The sequence below is a fragment of the Pseudomonas sp. Pseusp11 genome (assembly GCF_047304405.1).
Lineage (GTDB): Bacteria > Pseudomonadota > Gammaproteobacteria > Pseudomonadales > Pseudomonadaceae > Aquipseudomonas.
Map to the genome: position 1 here is coordinate 57,287 of NZ_JBGLZF010000029.1, position 17,484 is coordinate 74,770.

The window sequence follows — 17,484 nt, forward strand, 5'->3', positions numbered from 1 at the left end:
ACCTCTATACTCCCAGCCGAACCCACTTTTTTCGTTCCCAGGAGTCGAGTCATGGATGAGCAAAAACGCGTCGAACCGGTAGAACCACGCTTCGAAAATGGGCACTTCATGCTCATAGCGGGGCTTGGCGGGCGATTTACCCAAGAGACGGCCGGCAAGATTCCCGAGCTCTGGGATAAATTCGTTCCCCACATCGGCAATGTTCCCGGGCAAAAGGGCGAAGTGACCTACGGCGTTTGCTGCAACCCGGACGGCAAGGGCGGTTTTGAATACATCGCCGGCGTCGAGATCAGCAAGCTCGACGACCTGCCCGAGAAATACCGCTGGGTCGAGATTCAGCCCCAGTATTACGCGGTGTTCGAGCACAAGGGCTCGCTGGATACCTTGCCCCAGACCTTTCAGTACATCTGGAACACCTGGTTGCCGCAGTCCGGTCACGAGGCAGCGGATGCCCCGGAGTTCGAACGCTACAGCGAAGACTTCAACCCGAAGCTCAATACCGGCGTGCTGGAAATCTGGCTGCCGATCAAGTCCTGATCACATCTGCGGAGGCGGCTCAACCGGCCGCCTCTGAATGTCCTGCGGGCACTATTTGCCCTTGTTCACCCGTCGCGCCCGCAACAGGTCGATCGCCAAAGAAACGAAGCCGAACGTGCTGATGCCCAACAGCATAAGAAGACCGATTTGGACGCTGCTCATGGTGTGTTCCCCTCATGGTGACTAGAGACAGGCAACACAAATAGCCCCGGGCGACGCGTTATGAAAGTGCCTATACGAAGGCTTTACGGCACTTGTCGTGATCGATATGAACACCTTATTAATTTATGATCCCAGCCTTTCCCCCGCCGATTCCGAGCTGCCATGAACACCGTCATCCGCCACGTCATTCCCGCTGACCTGGACCGTTGCTACGCCATCGAAACCGTTGCCTACGAAGGCGACGAAGCCGCCACCCGCGAGAAAATCGCCACCCGCATCGCCACTTGGCCCGAGGGCTTCATCGTCGCCGAAGTGGATGGCGTTGTAGCCGGTTTCGTCAATTCCGGTGCGGCGTTCGAGGTGGAAATGTCGGACGAGGCGTTCAAGGAACTGATCGGCCACGACCCGGCCGGCCCGCATGTGGTGATCATGTCGGTGGTGGTGCATCCGGATTATCAGGGGCAAGGCCTGGCAAAACGCTTGATGGGTGAATTCATCCAGCGCATGCGCGCATTGAACAAGGCCAGCATCCATTTGATGTGCAAAGAGCGGCACATTGCGCTGTATGCCGGGTTTGGGTTTGTCTACATCAAGCCTTCGGCGTCCGACCATGGCGGGATGGCGTGGCATGAGATGGAGTTAACGTTGTGATCGAGTCTTACGAGAAACGTAAGCGGCGAGATGAGGCCAATGCGCTGATTAGACTGCTTTCGTTCTCCTCACGCGACAAGGAGCAGGGAAAGCTGATTTCTGGTGATATGTTGCTGGCAAAATTGGCGCAGCGGCGTCAATTGCTGCAAGACAATAACGATACCTGAGGCCAGGAAGCCGCCTACTTTGGAGTTACTCATTTCAGTAAGTATCAGCCAATGGGGCTGCGGGGTTAATAGCTATCCACTCTCCTGCCTTAGCAGCGGCCAGGTTGTCAGCCAGTCTTTGGATCTGAAGCGCTTTTGAAAAATCATGTGCTTATCTGAAACAAATCTTGCAGTAGGCCTGATGACCAATCGAAAAAGATCATCCAGTCCCAACGGCGCGGCAACCTGACAAATATCGTTCTGCACAAGTCTGACAGCGACCGCCGTTGCTGTTTCCGGCCAATATCTCATCGCATCCGTCGAGGACGTGTAGGGCAGGTCGCCGTTTTGAACATGCATCCTGGCTTGGTTTTTTACCGACCATTCGACAGTTCGATCCAGATCCCGCAAAGCTTCTTCCAACTGTCGGTCATCCGTGGGTGTGCAGCGATCGACGTCAAACCAGATGACATCAATATCGGTCGAGACTGGGGACGGAACCCGGTTATGCAAGTGATCCCAAACGGCATTCCTGACAAACCCGGCACCAATCCAGCAATCCGGTAAGTTCAAGGAGTGAACAAGTTGAAGCAGACGCCAGCGGTCGGGGTCGCCCGAAATGATTGCCTGGACCTTTGAGACGTTGTCCATTGCCGTCACCCTCCAAAAACAATCAGTAGAGGCTGTCTCGTACCCTGGCCGGCGCTTCCCGATCATACGTCTCGGCATCGAACTGCCCATCGTTCAGCCGTTTGTGAAACGCGCCGGCCGTCGGCAGGGCAGAGCGGTCGAGGAAGTTCTCAGGATTCCACAAGTCCGAACGCACAATCGCTTTCGAACAATGGAAATACGCCGCTTCCACCGTCACCAGCATTACTGTGCGCGCCGGTTTGCCATTGACGGCAAAACTTTCCAGCAATGCGGGCTCGGCGCTGATCTGCGCCGTGCCGTTGACCCGCAATGTCTCGCCAATTCCCGGAATGATGAACAGCAGCGATACTCGCGAGTCGAGCACGACATTGCGCAGCGTGTCGATGCGGTTGTTGCCCGGGCGATCCGGGATCGCCAGCGTGCGCTCATCGATGATCCGCACGAAACCCGGCAAATCGCCGCGCGGCGAACCGTCCATGCCGTCGGGGCCGACCGAGCTGATAATCACCAGCGGCGAGGCGCGGACCATCGCCTGATAGTCCTCGTTCAGAAAGGGGATCTGCTTGCGTACCGCGCGCTCATGGGGCAGGCCATAGATCGCTTCCAGCGCTTCGATTGAATTCAACATTCGTTCATCCCTCCATGAATCAGAAAACCAGCCCCATCCGTCGTTCGTAACCGATCCGGCCTTTGTACGCTTCGCCGCTGTCGACAAAACCGTATTTGGCATACAGCGCGATGGCCGATTCATTGTCCGCATCCACCGACAATTCCAGCCCTTTGATTTCCGGCCAGGCTTGGCGCGCAACCTCGGGCAGGGCTTGCAGGCAGGCCTTGCCGTAACCTTTGCCCTGGGCGCGACGATCGACTTGCAGGGCGTGCAGGGTGGCGCTGTGTTCGTCGGCCCAGGCCGGCAGCACCGGCGGGCGCTTGAGCAGCAGGAAGGCCACCGGAACCTCTTCGGCCAGCAGGGCAAAGCCTTTGACGCCAGGGCCCGGTTTGGACAGCAAGGTGTGCAATGCACCGTGGATGTCACCGGAGAATCTGATTTGTTCGGCCTGGATTTCGATGGCCTCGACCTGTTGGCGCTGCAAGGCGTTCAGGCTTTCGTAAGGCACGAGTCGGGCTGTCACTGGAGTGTCCTTTTTCCAACACAAATGAGCCTCGGATTCTAGCGAGTTTGCCTCCATGGATTATTTTTATTTCGGTTGTCGATTTGGCTTTTCGCCAGACGACTAAAGGTGTCTTCAACAAAAAACGTGGAGAACCCTCATGAACGCTCAGACACAAATCCATAACTTGATCGAGAACTACCGTCAGGCGGTCATCGCCAAGGATGTGGAAAAAGTCATGGCCCTGTACGCCGACGACATCGTCTCCTTCGATGCCGTCAAAGCGCTGCAATTCAAGGGCAAGGCGGCCTACCGTGCGCATTGGCAGGAATGCCTGGAGATGTGCCCCGGCCCGCATATTTTCGAATTTCACGAGATCAACATTGTGCCGTCGCAGGAGGTCGCTTTCGCTCACTGGCTGGCGCATTGTGGCGGCACCAATGAAAAGGGTGAAACCCAGGCTTGCTGGATGCGCGTCACCGCGTGCTATCGGCAGGAAGCGGGGCTCTGGCAGATTGTCCACGAACACTGGTCTGCTCCGTTCGACATGACCAGCGGCGCGGCTCTGTTCAACCTGGAACCCTGATGGTCGGGCTGTTTATCGGAAAGCAGCGTCAAAGCGCCAATCGACAGCCATAGTTGATCAGTTCGGTCACGGCAAAGCCGCCTGAAATGGAGAGTCCCATGAAGTATTTATGCCTGGTCTACAGCAACGAGCACGAATTGCACTCACTGCCCGAAAGCCCCAACGACGCCGAGTGCATGGCCTATGCCGAGTCGATCCAGGGCAGCGGCCGGATGATCGCCGCCGAAGCGCTGGAGTCGGTGCAGACCGCGACCACCGTGCGCATGCGCAACGGCAAAATGTCGATCACCGACGGCCCGTTCGCTGAAACCAAGGAGCAGTTGGCCGGCTTCTACCTGATCGATGCCAAGGACCTCAATGAAGCCCTCCAGGTCGCCGGTAACATTCCGGCGGCCCGGGTCGGCTGCGTCGAGGTGCGGCCCGTTCGCCAGTTGAATGTCTGAATAACTATTACAACAGGAGTTCTTTTATGAGTGTGCGAACCGTCCAGCGAAAAATGGCCCCAGGCATGCCGGATTGATGCCGGGCGAATCGGTACGGGCGCAAGTCGAGCAGGTTTACCGCGACGAGTCGCGGCGGATCCTGGCGACTCTGATCCGCTTGCTCGGCGATTTCGACCTCGCCGAAGAGGCGCTGCACGAGGCGTTCTTCGTCGCGGTCGAGCGCTGGCAACGCGACGGCGTGCCGGACAATCCGCGCACCTGGCTGGTGTCCACCGGTCGTTTCAAGGCCATTGATGTGTTGCGTCGGCGCGCGCGTTTTAACGCGTCCCGGCCGTTGTTGATCGCTCAACTGGAGGCGCTGGAGCAGGCCGACTGGAGTGACGAAGACGTGGAAGACGATCGCCTGCGCCTGATCTTCACCTGTTGCCACCCGGCACTGGCGGCGGACGCTCAAGTGCCGCTGACCCTGCGCGAAGTCTGCGACCTGACCACGGAAGAAATCGCCCGGGCATTTCTCTCGGCGCCGGCGACCATCGCCCAGCGCATCGTGCGGGCGAAGGCCAAGATCCGTGACGCGAAAATTCCTTACCAAGTGCCCACCCTGGCGGAACTTCCCGAGCGACTCGACAGCGTGTTGCGGGTGATTTACCTGGTGTTCAACGAAGGGTACTCGGCGTCTGTCGGCAGCGAGCTGACCCGTGAAGAACTGACGCGCGAAGCGATTCGTCTCGGTCGGTTGTTGATGGAGTTGTTGCCTGAACCGGAGGTGATGGGGCTGCTGGCGCTGATGCTGTTGCATGAGTCCCGGCGCCTCGCCAGGACCTCCGCGAGCGGTGAGCTGATTGTGCTGGATGAACAGGATCGCTCGTTGTGGAACGCCGAGCTGATTGCCGAAGGCTGCGCCTTGATTGAGCGGGCGCTGACGACACGGCGCTTCGGGCCTTATTGCCTGCAAGCTGCGATTGCCGCGGTGCATGCCGAAGCGCCCTCGGCGGCAGAGACGGACTGGGCGCAGATTGTCGGTCTGTATGACGTGCTGCTGCGGGCGGTGCCGTCGCCGGTGATCGAACTGAACCGCGCGGCGGCGCTGTCCAGGCGCGATGGCCCGCAGGCCGGGCTGACGTTGATCGAAGGGATTCTGGCCCGGGGCGAGTTGCTGGATTACCACCTGGCGCATTCGGCACGGGCAGAGTTTTGCCGGCAGTTGGGAAGGGTGGAAGAGGCGCGAGCGGCGTATCAGCGGGCGCTGGAATTGACGCAGCAGGTGCCGGAACGGCGGTTTATCGAGGGGCGGCTCCGGGCGTTGGAGTGATGTGATTTCACTGGCCCCATCGCGGGCAAGCCTCGCTCCCACAGGATTGTGTCGAATCGCAAAGGTGTGATCGCCTCAATCCTGTGGGAGCGTGGCTTGCCCGCGATAAGGTCCGCAGGACCTTCATTCCAGCATCTTGCCCAATAACCAACTCCCCGCTGGCCCCGGCGGGTGCAAACGCGACCACAGCGCATCGACATACACCGGTTTCGGCCAGCCGCGCACTTTCAATTCCACCAACGAGCCAGCCCCAAATCGCCCCACCAGCCATCGCGGCAATGGTGCCCAGCCGAACCCGCCCTGGGCCATTTCCAGCAGCATCAGGTAACTCGGTGCCGACCAGACCCGCCCCTTCGCGCGGCTTTCATACGGATTGACGATCGTCGCCAGACGCAGTTCGCGGTGCTGTTGCAGCACGTCCTGATCGATGTCGTTCAGCGTCGCCAACGGGTGCGCGTGGGACACGAACAGGGCGATTTCCGTGCGCTCGTCCACCGTCGAGCTGACCAGGTCCGGCGGGTAGCTGTCTTGCATCTCGGCGAAGGCGACGTGCGCGCGGCCGCGTTGTACCAGTGCCACCAGGTCATCGCATTCGGCGATCAGGCATTCAAGTTCGAGGTCCGGGTAACGCTGCTCGAAAGCACTGAGCGCCGCTTCGAAACGGTCGGACTGGTAAGTGTCGGAAATCGCCACGGTCAACTTTGGCTCGATGCCTTGGGACAGTTGGCTGGCGGTCATTTCCAGACGGCTGGTGGCGGCCAGAATCTCCTCGGCCCGTTGCAGCATGACGTGCCCGGCCGGAGTCAGGCTCGGCTTGCGACTGCTGCGGTCGAAGAGGACAAGGTTCAGGTCGATTTCCAGGCTCGCCACGGCGGCGCTGATGGTCGACTGACTGCGCCCGAGCTTGCGCGCCGCGGCGGAAAACGAGCCTTGGGTTGCGGCCTCTACAAACGCCAACAACACTTCGTGGGAAGCCATGAACTATCGCCTTGATCGATGGTTATTGGTTATGAAGTATCGGTGTGATGGCAGATCATGGCAACCACAGTCACTCAGGGAGTCTGGCCATGAACGCCAATAAATCCATCACTGAACGAATTCTCCAGGCCATCGGTTTCGAACTGCTGGCGATATTGATCTGTACTCCACTTCTGGCCTGGGTCATGGATAAACCCATGCTGGAAATGTGCGTGGCAACCATGGCGATTGCAGCCCTTGCCCTGGCCTGGAACGTGGTCTTCAACGGCCTGTTCGACCGTTTGCTCAAGCGCTTCGCCATTGTGCGTAACGCTTGGGTGCGCGTGGTGCATGCGCTGTTGTTCGAAGGCGGGCTGGTGGCGTTTGGGGTGCCGTTGATTGCCTGGTGGCTGAAGATCAGCCTGTGGCAGGCGTTCCTGCTGGATATCGGCGTGCTGCTGTTTTTCCTGCCGTACACCTACGTGTACCACTGGGGTTACGACGTGGTGCGGGAGCGGTTGATGGTGCGCAGGGCTTTGGAAGGGTAAAAGCAAAGATCGCAGCCTTCGGCTGCGATCTTTTGATCTTTGTTTACAGGAACTTGTGCATCAAACGTGGAAGTAGCCCACGCACGAATCGAACGGCAGGCGCTTGAGTTCGATCTTGTTCAGGTCGAGCACTTCGCGCAGGGCTTTGGTTTCGCCGGGGAAGTTGCGGTAAGCGACTTCGTCGAGCACTACGATCGCGCCTTTTGGCATGTACGGCAGGAAGGTTTCCAGAGCGACTTTGGTCGACTCGTACAGGTCGGTGTCGAGGATCAGCATCGCTACCACCAGGTCCGGACGCGTCTGGACCCACTCCGGCACAGTCTTGACGATGTCGCCTTTGACCAGCTCGCAGCGCGGGATACGGTTGACCGGGCGCAACAGGTCGTTGGCGTCGATCATGTCCTGGATCAGCGACTGGTCGGTGTCGGAGAACATGGTCTCGTTGACGTCCGCCGGGTCTTCTTTCTTGTCGATACTCTGGAAGCCTTCGAAGGTGTCGAAGCCGACGATCGACCGGTTGATCGCGTAGGGTTCCAGAATCATCGACAGGTGCATGTAGAGCATCAGCGAGTTGCCCTTGTACACGCCGCATTCAATGATCGCGCCAGGGATCTCGGCGACTTTCTTGAACAACTCCATGCGCGACAGTGCAGCGGTCACGCCGATGCGGTGGGCGAAGACAAATGGCGCGTCGGCCACATACTCGGCGTCGACCCGTTTCAGGACATTGGCACGGGTTTCGTTGTATTGAGCCTCGGCGGGCGTAATGCGACGCTTGGTCATTGCTGGATTCCTTGGAATTTCGAAAAGTCGTGAGCGTGGAAATAATCGTTGAACCCAGCACCGACGTCCGGGCAGGCGCTGTCGACGTTGATCGCGCCGCGCTTGTGCTTGAGGTCGTCAAGGTGCATCAGGCGGAAGTCCACGCTGAAGCGGGTCTGTTGCGTGTAGTTGGGAACCGTACCATGCAGGTGAGAACCGGAAAAAATCAGCATGTCGCCCGTGTTGCCGGCCACGCGGATCTCCGAAGAAGTGTTGATCTCTTCCAGCGGAACCGGGTGTACCCGTACTTCTTCCTTGAGGTTCTCCTTGGCCCTATGACGCTGGTTGTTGATCCAGTCGGACAGGCTCCAATCCTTTGAGGTGTTCTTCACCGGTACATCGAAATAACCGCCATTGATCATCATGGTCTGGTCAGGGCTGATGGTATGCACCGGCATCCAGGTGTTGATCTGACAGTCGACGCCGCCGTACCAGGTGTCGCGATGGGGTTTGTAGGCATAGCTGACGCCGGCATGCAGGTAGTCGAAGTTAGGCACTACGCGGATCCGTGGCACGTCGAAAATGTACTCGCGAGGGTCGACACCGATTTCATCGATGAAGCCCAGAATCAAGTCCTTGGCGCGTTGGCTGTTAGTGAACTGGCTCTTGAGGCGAGTGACCAGGACCACGAATTCTTCCACCGGCATCAACGTGTGCAGGGCCTGGTGATTGGTCTCGCCGTCGAAGGCGGCAGTGATGCTTTCTTGGGCAAACGCACACAATTCTTTGGCCGTGCGTAGCTGAGTGTTCAGGAAGATGTCGCCTGCGTAGATGGCTTCTTTGAAGTCAGCTTTCTTCTGAAGCTGATTGATATACAGATTCACGGTTCCCCTCCTGAATACATCGAGTCTTTTAATAGTCGGCAACACGGTAGCAAACTGAAGTGCTATCCGGCGGGAGAGGGATCAATAAACGATTAATCCCATGAATTTGCGACGAAATGCTTTCGCCGGGCAAAAAAATCCCTGTAGGAGCGAGGCTTGCCCGCGAAGAACGATAACGCAGTCATTCGGGTAGACCGCGGTGCATTCTTCGCGGGCAAGCCTCGCTCCTACAGGGGGTGGGTGTTCAGGTTGATCAGAACAGCTTGGTGAACAACCAGTACAAGCTGCCCGACAGCACAATCGCCGCCGGCAAGGTCAGCACCCAGGCCATCAGCAGGTTGCGGATGGTCTTCATCTGCAAGCCACCACCGTTGGCGACCATGGTCCCGGCCACGCCTGAAGACAACACATGAGTGGTCGATACCGGCAGGCCGAACATGTCGGCGGCGCCGATGGTCAGCATCGCCACGGTTTCTGCCGAAGCGCCCTGCGCATAGGTCAGGTGCGTCTTGCCGATTTTCTCGCCGACCGTCACCACGATGCGTTTCCAGCCGACCATGGTGCCCAGCCCCAGGGCGATGGCCACCGCGATCTTCACCCACAGCGGAATGAACCGCGTGGCGTTGTCGATCTGTTGCTTGAACAGTTGCAGCTTACCGGTGGTGTCGGTGTCGAAGTTTCCGACCTTGTTCTTGTCCATCAGGCGAATGGTTTCGCTGGTCAGGTACATGTCGTTGCGCACGTTGCCCATCGCTTCTGCCGGGACTTTCGACAGCGAGCCGTAACCCTTCACTTCGTTACCGATCTGGCCCGCCAGCGCGGCGAGGGCGGGGATCAGTTGCGGGGTGGCTTCCTTGTTGCGCATGTAGTCGGTCAGCACCGGGCGTGGATCGGTGGGCATCGGCAGTGGTGTGTTTCTCATCAGGGCTTGCTGGGTGACTTCGGCCACCGCGGCGAATTGCAAGGCCTGATCCGCCGGCATGGTGCGGTTCAACGCATACGCCATTGGCAGGGTACCCACCAGAATCAACATGATCAGGCCCATGCCTTTCTGGCCGTCGTTGGAGCCGTGGGCGAAGGACACGCCGGTGCAGGTCAGAATCAACATGCCACGAATCCACCACGGTGGCGGGGTGTCGCCTTTCGGCGCCTTGTACAGTGCGCGATTTTTGACGAAGACACGCAACGCCAGTAGCAACAACGCGGCGAATGCGAAGCCGATCAGCGGCGACAGCAGCAACGCGTAACCGACCTTGGTCGCCTGGGCCCAGTCCACGCCACTGGTGCCGTCGCGGCCGTGCATCAAGGCGTTGGCCACGCCGACACCGATGATCGAACCGATCAGGGTGTGCGACGAAGAGGCCGGCAAGCCCAGCCACCAGGTGCCGAGGTTCCACAGGATGGCGGCGATCAACAGGGCGAAGATCATCGCGAAACCGGCGGAGGAGCCGACCTGCAGAATCAGCTCCACCGGCAGCAGGGCGATGATGCCGAACGCCACCGCGCCGCTCGACAGCAACACCCCCAGGAAGTTGAAGAACCCGGACCAGGCCACGGCGAAATTCGGCGGCAAGGAATGGGTGTAAATCACCGTTGCCACGGCGTTGGCGGTGTCGTGAAAACCGTTGACGAACTCAAAGCCCAAGGCAATCAGCAGTGCTACGCCCAACAGCAGAAACGGCGTCCAGGTGGTGACCACCGTGCCGAGTTCGCTCATGTCGTGCATCAGGCTGTAGGCGGTGAACAGCAGTCCGCTGCCCAGCACGGCAAAGAACATCACGAAGGTGAGCAGGCCGGGTTTTTTATCGAACTGCGGCCTGGCGCCGCTGGCGGGCGCCTGGGAGGCGGCGGTGAAGGAAGGCGTAGCCATGCCGGACAATCCTGAGCAGAGAAGGAGTGTCGCCCATGATCGTTGCTAAATATTACAGTGAGACTGCGCTGGGTCAGTGTTTGGTTTTTTTGTAATGCCGGATGCTAAGGCAGGCAAACACCTGTGGCGAGGGAGCTTGCTCCCGTTCGGCTGCGAAGCAGTCGTAAAACCAGAGAATTCTGTTTGAATGAATAAACCGGATAGGGGCCGCTGCGCAGCCCAGCGGGAGCAAGCTCCCTTGCCACAAGGGGGCGGTGATGATGGGCGGTTTAATAATCACGTCGCTTACGAAACGCCCAGCGCCCGGCAATCAGGGTAAACGTCGCCACCAGTGCCACCAGAATCCAGAACCCCTCCGGATCACCGGCAAGCGGCACTCCGCCGACGTTCATGCCGAAGAAACCGGCAATGATGTTGATCGGCAGCGCCAACACCGTGACCACGGTCAGGGTGAACAGCGTGCGGTTGCTCTGCTCGTTGAGATTGGCGGCGATTTCTTCCTGCAATAGCTTGATCCGCTCACCTAGGGCGGTGAGGTCGTTGATGATCAGCGCAAACTCCTCGGTGGATTTGCGCAGCTCCTTGACGTCCTCCTTTTGCAACCATTGCGGAGGGCGATTGAGCAGGCGTAGCAACGAGCCCGGCTCCAACGCCAGCAGCCGTTGCAGGCGCACCAATACCCGGCGGTTGGCGCCCAGTTCGGCGCGGTTGGTGGACAGGCGCGACGACAGCAATTCATCTTCGATCTGATCGACACTGAGGCTGGTCTTGCGCACGATCTGCGTCAGCACTTCGCCCTGATCACGCAGCAAATGCACCAGCAATTCCAGCGGTGAGCGAAAGCATTCACCGGCCTTCACCGAAGAGCGCAGCTTGTCCACCGAGTGCAGCGGTTGCAGGCGCGCGCTGATGATCAGCCGACTGCGGGCGCAGACCCACAGCGTCGAGACATCCGAGGAAACCATGCTGCTGAGGTTGAACACCACGTCGTTGACCACCGCCAGCAACGCCGAATCGACATGCTCGATGCGCGTTGAACGGGACCCTTCATGCAAGGCTTCGAAAAACTCGTCGGGCAATTCCAGATGGCTTTTCATCCAGCGCTCGCACGCGGCATGGGCCAGGTTCAGGTGCAGCCAAAGGAACTCGTCGCTGTCCTGGGGCTGTTGCAGACAGTGCAACGCCTTGGCCGAATCGATCTCTCGGCCACGCTCGCCGGGGCGAAAACTGAAACCGTAAAGCAGGCCGAACAAGTCGGAATCGCGATGGCGTTGATCAATGCTGTGGTTCATGAAGTCTCGCTGCGAGGAGGCGCCTGTCGCGGGTTTCACAGGTTCACTTGAGCCCCATCATTGCAAGCGCTCATGACGGTTTTGTGACGGCAAGGTGTACGCAAACGATTGCGATACCGATGGTCGGATTCTCCTCAAGAACCGCTCTGGAACGCCGATCAAGCTTGGGTTAAGTTTGCGCGCCTTCGGCCAAGGGCCAATGTGACAGACAGGGATGTCCGGATACTTTTCACGCCTTCATCAGCGTGCCTCATTCCTGTTTCGAGTACTTCCCGATGTCTTTGCAAAAGTCCCTTCGAGCACAAATTCTCGCCCTGTTGAGTGGCAGCCTGTTGGCGATGTTGTTGATCGCTTTGGCCTGCTTTCACTTTCTGTCCAACGGCGTTCAGAGCTACGCGAATCTGATTGAAGGCCCGTTGCACACTTCGCAATTGATTGATGAAGCCAACCTGCAATTCAAGGTGCAGGTCCAGGAGTGGAAAAACGTCCTGCTGCGCGGCAAGCAACCCGCGGACCTGGACAAATACTGGAAGCAGTTCGAGGAGGGTCAGCGCAATGTGCAGGGTATCCTCGGTGAACTGGCCGGGCAGAAGGGGATGGAGTCGCAACTCAAGACCCGCATCGAACGCCTGCGTGAGGAGCATCGTGTATTAGGTGCGGCGTATCAGAAGGGCCGTGATGCCTACGTGGCGGCCGGTGCCGACCCTGCGGCCGGCGACAATGCGGTCAAGGGCGTGGACCGCGCTGCCAGCGAGCAGATGAATGAACTGGTCAGTGAACTGCGCAAGCAGAGTTTCGAACAATCGAAATTGATCAGTGCCAGTGCCGATCAGACGGTGTTGTCGGGGCTCGCGGTGATGCTGCTGTCGGGGCTGCTGATTGGTTTGTTGAGTCTGTGGCTGGTCAATCGCAATCTGGTGGAGCCGATCCGCAAACTGATCGACTACGTGGCGCAACTCAGCCAGGGCCGGTTCGCCGAACGCGTGGCCAGCACCCGTCAGGACGAGTTGGGCAACCTGGCCAGGGCCGCCAACACCTTGCGCGATTTCCTCGCCGAAACCTTCAGTCGTTTGCAGCGCAGCGCGTCGGACCTGGACAGTGCCAGCGGTGAGCTGAACTCGATTGCCGGCCTCATGGCCAGCGGCACCAACGAGCAGTTCAATCGCACCGATCAGGTGGCCACGGCGATGAACGAAATGTCCGCCACCGCGCAAGAAGTCGCGCGCCACGCCGCCGAAGCGGCACGTGCGGCCGACGATGCCGATCAGTCCGCCCAGCAAGGCGAGAAGGTCATGCAGGGCACCATTCACACCATCACCCAAATGCGTGGCGAAATCGCCAACACCGCCACGGTCATCCGTCGTCTGGAAGAAGACAGCGGGCGCATCGGCAAGGTGCTGGAAGTGATTCGCGGCATTGCCGAACAAACCAACCTGCTGGCGCTCAACGCGGCAATCGAAGCGGCCCGTGCCGGTGAAGCCGGGCGTGGTTTTGCGGTGGTCGCCGATGAAGTACGCAGCCTGGCCCAGCGCACGGCGGCGTCGATCATCGAGATCAACCAGATCATTCAAACCGTGCAAACCGGTGCGGTGGATGCGGCCCAGGCCATCGAAAGTGGCCAGTCGCGCAGCGAGCAAAGCGTCGAGCAAGTGACCCAGGCCGGCGCCATGCTCGAGCGTATCACCCATGCCGTGGAAGCCATTCGCGACATGAACCGCCAGATCGCCACCGCCGCAGAAGAGCAGACTTCAGTGGCCGAAGACATCTCGCGCAACCTCACCGAAATCACCAGCATCGCCAGTACCAACCTGGACAACGTGCAGCGCACCGAAGCGGCCAGCCATAACCTGCATGGGCTGTCAGGGCAATTGAATGAGGTGACGGCGCGGTTGAGCGCCTAGTGAAATGGGCTGTGTACCGAATCGGTTACCGAGTCGGTACACGCATTCCTTGTAGCAAGCCGAAGGCTGCGTTCGGCTGCGTAGCGGTCGTCAAACCAGTGATTGCGGTGTGTCAGGCAGACCGCGTCAGCCGGACTCACGACTGCTGCGCAGCCGAACGCAGCCTCGCAAGCTCGACAGCTGCTACAGATCGCATTGCAAGCTGAAGGTAAACGTCGTGCCCTGCGGCTCGGTCGATTCCACCTCCAGTTTGCCGCCATGGGCCTGCGCAATCTGATCGGCAATGTACAAACCCAATCCGAGGCCAGCCTGCGGTGTTCCGCCGGTCGGTCGCGAGTAGGGCTGGAACAGCTGCGGCAGTGCATCCTCGGCAATCAGCCCGTGGTTTTTCACGCTCAACACGAACTGCCCTTCGTTGACCTGCGCACTGACCTCGACCGGGCCGTCGGGATCGCCGTGGACGACGGCGTTCGCCAGCAGGTTGGACAGCAACTGCGCGACCCGTTCGCGATCGCAGTGAATGTCGCTCAGGTCGCCAATCGACGACTGAATGATGCGCTTGGGGTGAATGCTCCGGATCTCGGCAATCACATGCCGCAGCACATCTCCCAAATCAGGGCACGGCTCGATATTCACCGGGATGCCGTGACCCAATGACCCCCGCGCGAAGTCCAGTACATCGTCGACCAGTTTGGTCGCACGCCGGGCGCTGGTGAGGATATGCCGCGCCCGTTGCTCATTCGCCGGGTCTTTGAGTTTGCGCAGGAGCATTTCGGCACCGGCGCTGATGGCGAACAAGGGGTTACGCAGATCATGACCGAGCACGGCGATGAACTGTTCGCGCAGTTCGGTGGTTTTACGTTCCTTGATCGGTGCCGCTTCGGTCCGTTGCAGGTTTTCGTCGGCTTCGATTTGCAGCGCCAGCATCCGGGCGAACGATTCCATGGTGCTCTGGATCGTGCTGGACTTGAGCGGCGCAGGATCAGGATCGAGGGCGCAGAGGGTGCCGAAGAAGCGCCCGTCGGTGCGAAATACCGGCACGGCAATGTAGCTTTCGAAGGGATGATTGCGGCAGAGCGGGTCTTCACTGGCCTTGTCGATGACCACTGACTGCTGGCCCCGGCGAATTTCGTCGCTCAGCGTGGAGACCAGCTGCAGTTCATCGCCCACTTGCACGCCGAAATTCAGTCGATCGAGCACCGCGCAGGCGATCCAGGTGTTGTCGATGACGCGGGCCACCGCGGCGAACCGCAACCCGGTCAGCTCACTGATCACCTGAAGAACCACCGGCACCGCGCTGATCCGGCTGATCGTGGCGATATCTGCTGTCGCTGTTTGCCCCATATCCCTGGTTCTCTGCTTCAACATGCTGAGTGGTGTTGAGGGATTCTAGCGGGCTTGCGCAAAAGGACGCGACTTCGTTCATCACTTCAGCGATTTGCCTTACGCCGAACGCAAAAAAGCCGCACGACCCGAAGATCGTGCGGCTTTTTGCAGTTGAATCACTTGTCTTGTTTGTTGCTCAGGACCTTGCCAGTGGCGGCATCGAAGTCCACGTCCCATTCGGTGTTGTCAGCCAGACGCAGTTCAACTTCATATTCGTAACCGTTGAAGTGGTTATCGAGGTCGGTATCAGTAATCGTGGCGCCCGGATGCAACTTCAGCGCGGCCTGGTTCATTTCTTCCAGGGGTTTGATCTTGCCGCTTTTGACCAACTCGGGGATCTGGTCGACGCGAACGTCAGCTTGGGCCAGGCCTGCGGTGAGGGTCAGGGCGGCAGCGGTGAACAGGGCAGTTAAGGTTTTCATCAAGTTCTTTCCTTGGAGGAGCTGTTTAAGTGGGATCAGGTTAAACAGCGCAACTTAATTCACCCTTAATTACCGTGGCGCCCGCGAAACAGGCGCCACGGTCTTGAATCAATACCCGTTGTTCTGCAACAACTGCGCAACACTCGCCGCCGCTGGGCGCTTATAGAACTTCAGCAGTTCGCTGGCGCGGTTGGTGAAGATGCCGTCGACACCGGCATCCGTCACTTTCTGATAATCCACGGCATCGTCGATGGTGTAGACGTGCACCAGCATGCCCTGATCGTGGGTGAACTGGTTCATCCACGGTTTCACCAGGTCTGAATAGCTCTGATCGCCGCCCTTGGTCAGCGCGGCAGAAGGCCCGGTGCCGATAGCACCCTGGGCCTTGGCGTACTCGACCCATTGCTGGAATTCGGCTTTGTCCTTCGGTTCCTGTTTGGCGTAGTAAGTCGCTTTGTCCTTGTCACCGGATTCGGCGAACGTCACTTTAGATTTCGGCTCGATGCTGCCTTCACCGACCCACAACAGCAGGATTTTCGGTACTTGCGGCATCTCCTTCTCGAGCAGTTCGAGGCTGCTCTTCTCGAAGGTTTGCAGCACGACTTTGCCTTTCCCCTGGCCGACCGCCAGATTACTTTTTGCCAGTTTGGAACCCGTCGGGCTCAGCCAGCCACGGTCCTGCAATTTATCCTTGAGATCGCGCTCGATGCCGGGAAACTGCTTTGGCTCTTTGGTTTCGATGTACAGGCCAGGCTTGTGCAGCGGATTGCCTTGGGCGATGTCGATGATTTCGTCCAGGGTCAGGATCTTCAGACCCACGTAGCCCGGACGCGCGCGATCCGGGTACGCCGTGTTGAACCAGCTGCCGGCATCCAGGGTTTTCAGTTCGGCGATGGTGAATTCGTTGGCCGGGCTGTCCTTGCGCTCAGGGAATTTGGTGGCGACGTCGGTGGTGCGTTGCAGGTTGTTGTCGTGCAGGGCGAACAGCACACCATCCTTGCTGCGTTGCAGGTCCATTTCCAGGTAGTCGGCGCCCAGGTCGCGAGCCAGTTTGTAGGCTGCGGCGGTGGATTCCGGTGCATCGAAAGAGGCGCCACGGTGGGCGATCACCGCCGGGTGCGGAATACCCAGGCGGGTTGCCAGTGCGCTGGGGCTTGGCTCGCTGGTGGCCTGTGCCTGGCCGAGGCCGAGCATCAGGCTCAGCAGCAGGGCGCTTTTGGTGAAGGAGACAGGCATGGTCGAAGTCCTTTTGCGATGAGTTTTCAAAGACGTATCTTTTAACAACTGAGCGCCGCTTGTGCTATCACCAGACCGACATAAACGTGTTTAAAGAAGATTTCTTCGACACTTTTGTGCGGCTCTTTGCAGTAATCTTCACACCTGCAGTTTCCCCGGCAGAGGGAAACCCGTTCACTTGCCCTGCGTGTAAACCATCGATCACCGGTCCTTAGCGACCTTTTGTGAGGTTTACCATGCGCATCACTTCCCAGCTCATTTGCCAGGCCGCCGACCAACTCAAAGGCTTCGTCGGCCTCAATCGCAAAACCGGCCAGTACATCGTGCGCTTCAGCGAAGACGCCTTCGGCATGGACGTGGCTGACGACGGCATCATCCCCGCCAGCGAATTCGTCTGGGCTCCCGGCCCCGAGCAGACCATGACGCTCAAGCGCGAACTGATTCAGTTGCTGCTGGACCAGAACATCGACGACCGGATCAACATCACCGAGCCGCTGCGGGTGTACATGAATCGACAGGACCTGCCGCAGATTACGGCGGTGAGGAGTTTGGTGCGGGGGTGAGGGTTTTGCGGTGGCTGTTCTGGCGTGTTTGCCGGGCCACCCCCCCAAACCGCCCCCCCAAAA

20 protein-coding genes are annotated in these 17,484 nt (G+C 59.1%); 9 read left to right on the forward strand and 11 right to left on the reverse strand.

Features of this window, described 5'->3' with window-relative positions; genetic code table 11:
• Positions 1-51 precede the first annotated feature (51 nt).
• The 3 genes from ACCC96_RS21745 to ACCC96_RS21755 all read left to right on the forward strand — a co-directional run bounded on the left by ACCC96_RS21745 (position 52) and on the right by ACCC96_RS21755 (position 1,517).
• The gene (locus ACCC96_RS21745) at positions 52-537 is read left to right on the forward strand and encodes a GyrI-like domain-containing protein (RefSeq protein ID WP_413696870.1); all 486 of its coding nucleotides are present in this window, start codon (positions 52-54) and stop codon (positions 535-537) included.
• A gap of 324 nt (positions 538-861) precedes the next feature.
• Positions 862-1,350 (forward strand): GNAT family N-acetyltransferase, encoded by a 489-nt coding sequence (locus ACCC96_RS21750; RefSeq protein ID WP_086944523.1) that lies wholly within the window; start codon positions 862-864, stop codon positions 1,348-1,350.
• Entirely contained in the window at positions 1,347-1,517 is a 171-nt protein-coding gene (locus ACCC96_RS21755; RefSeq protein WP_102667188.1) for a prevent-host-death protein, read from the forward strand. The genes ACCC96_RS21750 and ACCC96_RS21755 overlap by 4 nt, the downstream gene beginning before the upstream one ends.
• 72 nt (positions 1,518-1,589) lie before the next feature.
• Here the strand turns inward: ACCC96_RS21755 and ACCC96_RS21760 are convergent, their stop codons facing one another.
• From ACCC96_RS21760 to ACCC96_RS21770, 3 genes are read right to left on the reverse strand one after another with little or no spacing between them, the layout of a single operon-like run.
• Complete coding sequence (locus tag ACCC96_RS21760; RefSeq protein WP_413696871.1) at positions 1,590-2,147, reverse strand: nucleotidyltransferase family protein; 558 nt, start codon at positions 2,145-2,147, stop codon at positions 1,590-1,592.
• A 22-nt stretch (positions 2,148-2,169) separates the two neighbouring features.
• Positions 2,170-2,775, reverse strand: a complete 606-nt coding sequence (locus ACCC96_RS21765) for a pyridoxamine 5'-phosphate oxidase family protein (RefSeq protein WP_019651725.1) — start codon at positions 2,773-2,775, stop codon at positions 2,170-2,172.
• A gap of 19 nt (positions 2,776-2,794) precedes the next feature.
• Entirely contained in the window at positions 2,795-3,280 is a 486-nt protein-coding gene (locus ACCC96_RS21770; protein ID WP_413696872.1) for a GNAT family N-acetyltransferase, read from the reverse strand.
• A 139-nt stretch (positions 3,281-3,419) separates the two neighbouring features.
• On the opposite strand from ACCC96_RS21770, the gene ACCC96_RS21775 reads away from it, so the two are divergent.
• The 3 genes from ACCC96_RS21775 (at position 3,420) to ACCC96_RS21785 (ending at position 5,600) form a co-directional block, all read left to right on the forward strand.
• Complete coding sequence (locus ACCC96_RS21775; RefSeq protein ID WP_258672637.1) at positions 3,420-3,845, forward strand: YybH family protein; 426 nt, start codon at positions 3,420-3,422, stop codon at positions 3,843-3,845.
• Positions 3,846-3,943: 98 nt separating this feature from the next.
• Positions 3,944-4,288 carry a YciI family protein gene (locus ACCC96_RS21780; protein WP_019651728.1) on the forward strand — a complete coding sequence of 115 codons (345 nt, stop codon included), beginning with the start codon at positions 3,944-3,946 and terminating at the stop codon, positions 4,286-4,288.
• Between the two features lie 76 nt (positions 4,289-4,364).
• Positions 4,365-5,600 (forward strand): RNA polymerase sigma factor, encoded by a 1,236-nt coding sequence (locus ACCC96_RS21785; RefSeq protein WP_413696873.1) that lies wholly within the window; start codon positions 4,365-4,367, stop codon positions 5,598-5,600.
• A 123-nt stretch (positions 5,601-5,723) separates the two neighbouring features.
• Here the strand turns inward: ACCC96_RS21785 and ACCC96_RS21790 are convergent, their stop codons facing one another.
• Positions 5,724-6,578: a LysR family transcriptional regulator gene (locus ACCC96_RS21790; protein WP_018926428.1), complete on the reverse strand. Its 855-nt coding sequence runs from the start codon at positions 6,576-6,578 to the stop codon at positions 5,724-5,726.
• Between the two features lie 89 nt (positions 6,579-6,667).
• Between ACCC96_RS21790 and ACCC96_RS21795 the strand changes: the two genes are divergently transcribed.
• A complete protein-coding gene (locus ACCC96_RS21795; RefSeq protein WP_413696874.1) occupies positions 6,668-7,105 on the forward strand; it encodes a multidrug/biocide efflux PACE transporter in 438 nt (145 codons plus the stop codon).
• A 60-nt stretch (positions 7,106-7,165) separates the two neighbouring features.
• Here the strand turns inward: ACCC96_RS21795 and ACCC96_RS21800 are convergent, their stop codons facing one another.
• From ACCC96_RS21800 to ACCC96_RS21815, 4 genes are all read right to left on the reverse strand, one after another.
• The gene (locus ACCC96_RS21800) at positions 7,166-7,888 is read right to left on the reverse strand and encodes a TylF/MycF/NovP-related O-methyltransferase (RefSeq protein WP_019651732.1); all 723 of its coding nucleotides are present in this window, start codon (positions 7,886-7,888) and stop codon (positions 7,166-7,168) included.
• The gene (locus ACCC96_RS21805) at positions 7,885-8,751 is read right to left on the reverse strand and encodes a hypothetical protein (protein WP_019651733.1); all 867 of its coding nucleotides are present in this window, start codon (positions 8,749-8,751) and stop codon (positions 7,885-7,887) included. Before ACCC96_RS21805 ends, ACCC96_RS21800 begins: the two co-directional genes overlap by 4 nt.
• 253 nt (positions 8,752-9,004) lie before the next feature.
• A complete protein-coding gene (locus ACCC96_RS21810) occupies positions 9,005-10,621 on the reverse strand; it encodes an inorganic phosphate transporter (RefSeq protein ID WP_019651734.1) in 1,617 nt (538 codons plus the stop codon).
• A 269-nt stretch (positions 10,622-10,890) separates the two neighbouring features.
• Positions 10,891-11,913 (reverse strand): transporter, encoded by a 1,023-nt coding sequence (locus tag ACCC96_RS21815; protein ID WP_019651735.1) that lies wholly within the window; start codon positions 11,911-11,913, stop codon positions 10,891-10,893.
• 275 nt (positions 11,914-12,188) lie between these two features.
• On the opposite strand from ACCC96_RS21815, the gene ACCC96_RS21820 reads away from it, so the two are divergent.
• Positions 12,189-13,814, forward strand: a complete 1,626-nt coding sequence (locus tag ACCC96_RS21820) for a methyl-accepting chemotaxis protein (protein ID WP_413696875.1) — start codon at positions 12,189-12,191, stop codon at positions 13,812-13,814.
• 183 nt (positions 13,815-13,997) lie between these two features.
• On the opposite strand, the gene ACCC96_RS21825 is transcribed toward ACCC96_RS21820, so the two are convergent.
• The 3 genes from ACCC96_RS21825 to ACCC96_RS21835 form a co-directional block, all read right to left on the reverse strand.
• A complete protein-coding gene (locus tag ACCC96_RS21825; protein WP_413696876.1) occupies positions 13,998-15,158 on the reverse strand; it encodes an ATP-binding protein in 1,161 nt (386 codons plus the stop codon).
• 158 nt (positions 15,159-15,316) lie between these two features.
• On the reverse strand, positions 15,317-15,622 hold the full coding sequence (locus ACCC96_RS21830) for a PepSY domain-containing protein (protein ID WP_007934833.1): 306 nt from the start codon (positions 15,620-15,622) through the stop codon (positions 15,317-15,319).
• A gap of 108 nt (positions 15,623-15,730) precedes the next feature.
• Positions 15,731-16,858 (reverse strand): glycerophosphodiester phosphodiesterase, encoded by a 1,128-nt coding sequence (locus tag ACCC96_RS21835; RefSeq protein WP_028939387.1) that lies wholly within the window; start codon positions 16,856-16,858, stop codon positions 15,731-15,733.
• 236 nt (positions 16,859-17,094) lie between these two features.
• On the opposite strand from ACCC96_RS21835, the gene ACCC96_RS21840 reads away from it, so the two are divergent.
• On the forward strand, positions 17,095-17,421 hold the full coding sequence (locus ACCC96_RS21840; protein WP_019651740.1) for a DUF2025 family protein: 327 nt from the start codon (positions 17,095-17,097) through the stop codon (positions 17,419-17,421).
• Positions 17,422-17,484: the final 63 nt, after the last annotated feature.

Excerpts from the sequence above, each read along its gene's own strand:
- ACCC96_RS21745 (WP_413696870.1), top strand. The coding sequence starts at position 52 with ATGGATGAGCAAAAACGCGTCGAACCGGTAGAACCACGCTTCGAAAAT.
- ACCC96_RS21750 (WP_086944523.1), top strand. The coding sequence starts at position 862 with ATGAACACCGTCATCCGCCACGTCATTCCCGCTGACCTGGACCGTTGC.
- ACCC96_RS21760 (WP_413696871.1), bottom strand. The coding sequence starts at position 2,147 with ATGGACAACGTCTCAAAGGTCCAGGCAATCATTTCGGGCGACCCCGAC.
- ACCC96_RS21765 (WP_019651725.1), bottom strand. The coding sequence starts at position 2,775 with ATGTTGAATTCAATCGAAGCGCTGGAAGCGATCTATGGCCTGCCCCAT.
- ACCC96_RS21775 (WP_258672637.1), top strand. The coding sequence starts at position 3,420 with ATGAACGCTCAGACACAAATCCATAACTTGATCGAGAACTACCGTCAG.
- ACCC96_RS21780 (WP_019651728.1), top strand. The coding sequence starts at position 3,944 with ATGAAGTATTTATGCCTGGTCTACAGCAACGAGCACGAATTGCACTCA.
- ACCC96_RS21785 (WP_413696873.1), top strand. The coding sequence starts at position 4,365 with ATGCCGGGCGAATCGGTACGGGCGCAAGTCGAGCAGGTTTACCGCGAC.
- ACCC96_RS21790 (WP_018926428.1), bottom strand. The coding sequence starts at position 6,578 with ATGGCTTCCCACGAAGTGTTGTTGGCGTTTGTAGAGGCCGCAACCCAA.
- ACCC96_RS21795 (WP_413696874.1), top strand. The coding sequence starts at position 6,668 with ATGAACGCCAATAAATCCATCACTGAACGAATTCTCCAGGCCATCGGT.
- ACCC96_RS21800 (WP_019651732.1), bottom strand. The coding sequence starts at position 7,888 with ATGACCAAGCGTCGCATTACGCCCGCCGAGGCTCAATACAACGAAACC.
- ACCC96_RS21810 (WP_019651734.1), bottom strand. The coding sequence starts at position 10,621 with ATGGCTACGCCTTCCTTCACCGCCGCCTCCCAGGCGCCCGCCAGCGGC.
- ACCC96_RS21815 (WP_019651735.1), bottom strand. The coding sequence starts at position 11,913 with ATGAACCACAGCATTGATCAACGCCATCGCGATTCCGACTTGTTCGGC.
- ACCC96_RS21820 (WP_413696875.1), top strand. The coding sequence starts at position 12,189 with ATGTCTTTGCAAAAGTCCCTTCGAGCACAAATTCTCGCCCTGTTGAGT.
- ACCC96_RS21825 (WP_413696876.1), bottom strand. The coding sequence starts at position 15,158 with ATGGGGCAAACAGCGACAGCAGATATCGCCACGATCAGCCGGATCAGC.
- ACCC96_RS21830 (WP_007934833.1), bottom strand. The coding sequence starts at position 15,622 with ATGAAAACCTTAACTGCCCTGTTCACCGCTGCCGCCCTGACCCTCACC.
- ACCC96_RS21835 (WP_028939387.1), bottom strand. The coding sequence starts at position 16,858 with ATGCCTGTCTCCTTCACCAAAAGCGCCCTGCTGCTGAGCCTGATGCTC.
- ACCC96_RS21840 (WP_019651740.1), top strand. The coding sequence starts at position 17,095 with ATGCGCATCACTTCCCAGCTCATTTGCCAGGCCGCCGACCAACTCAAA.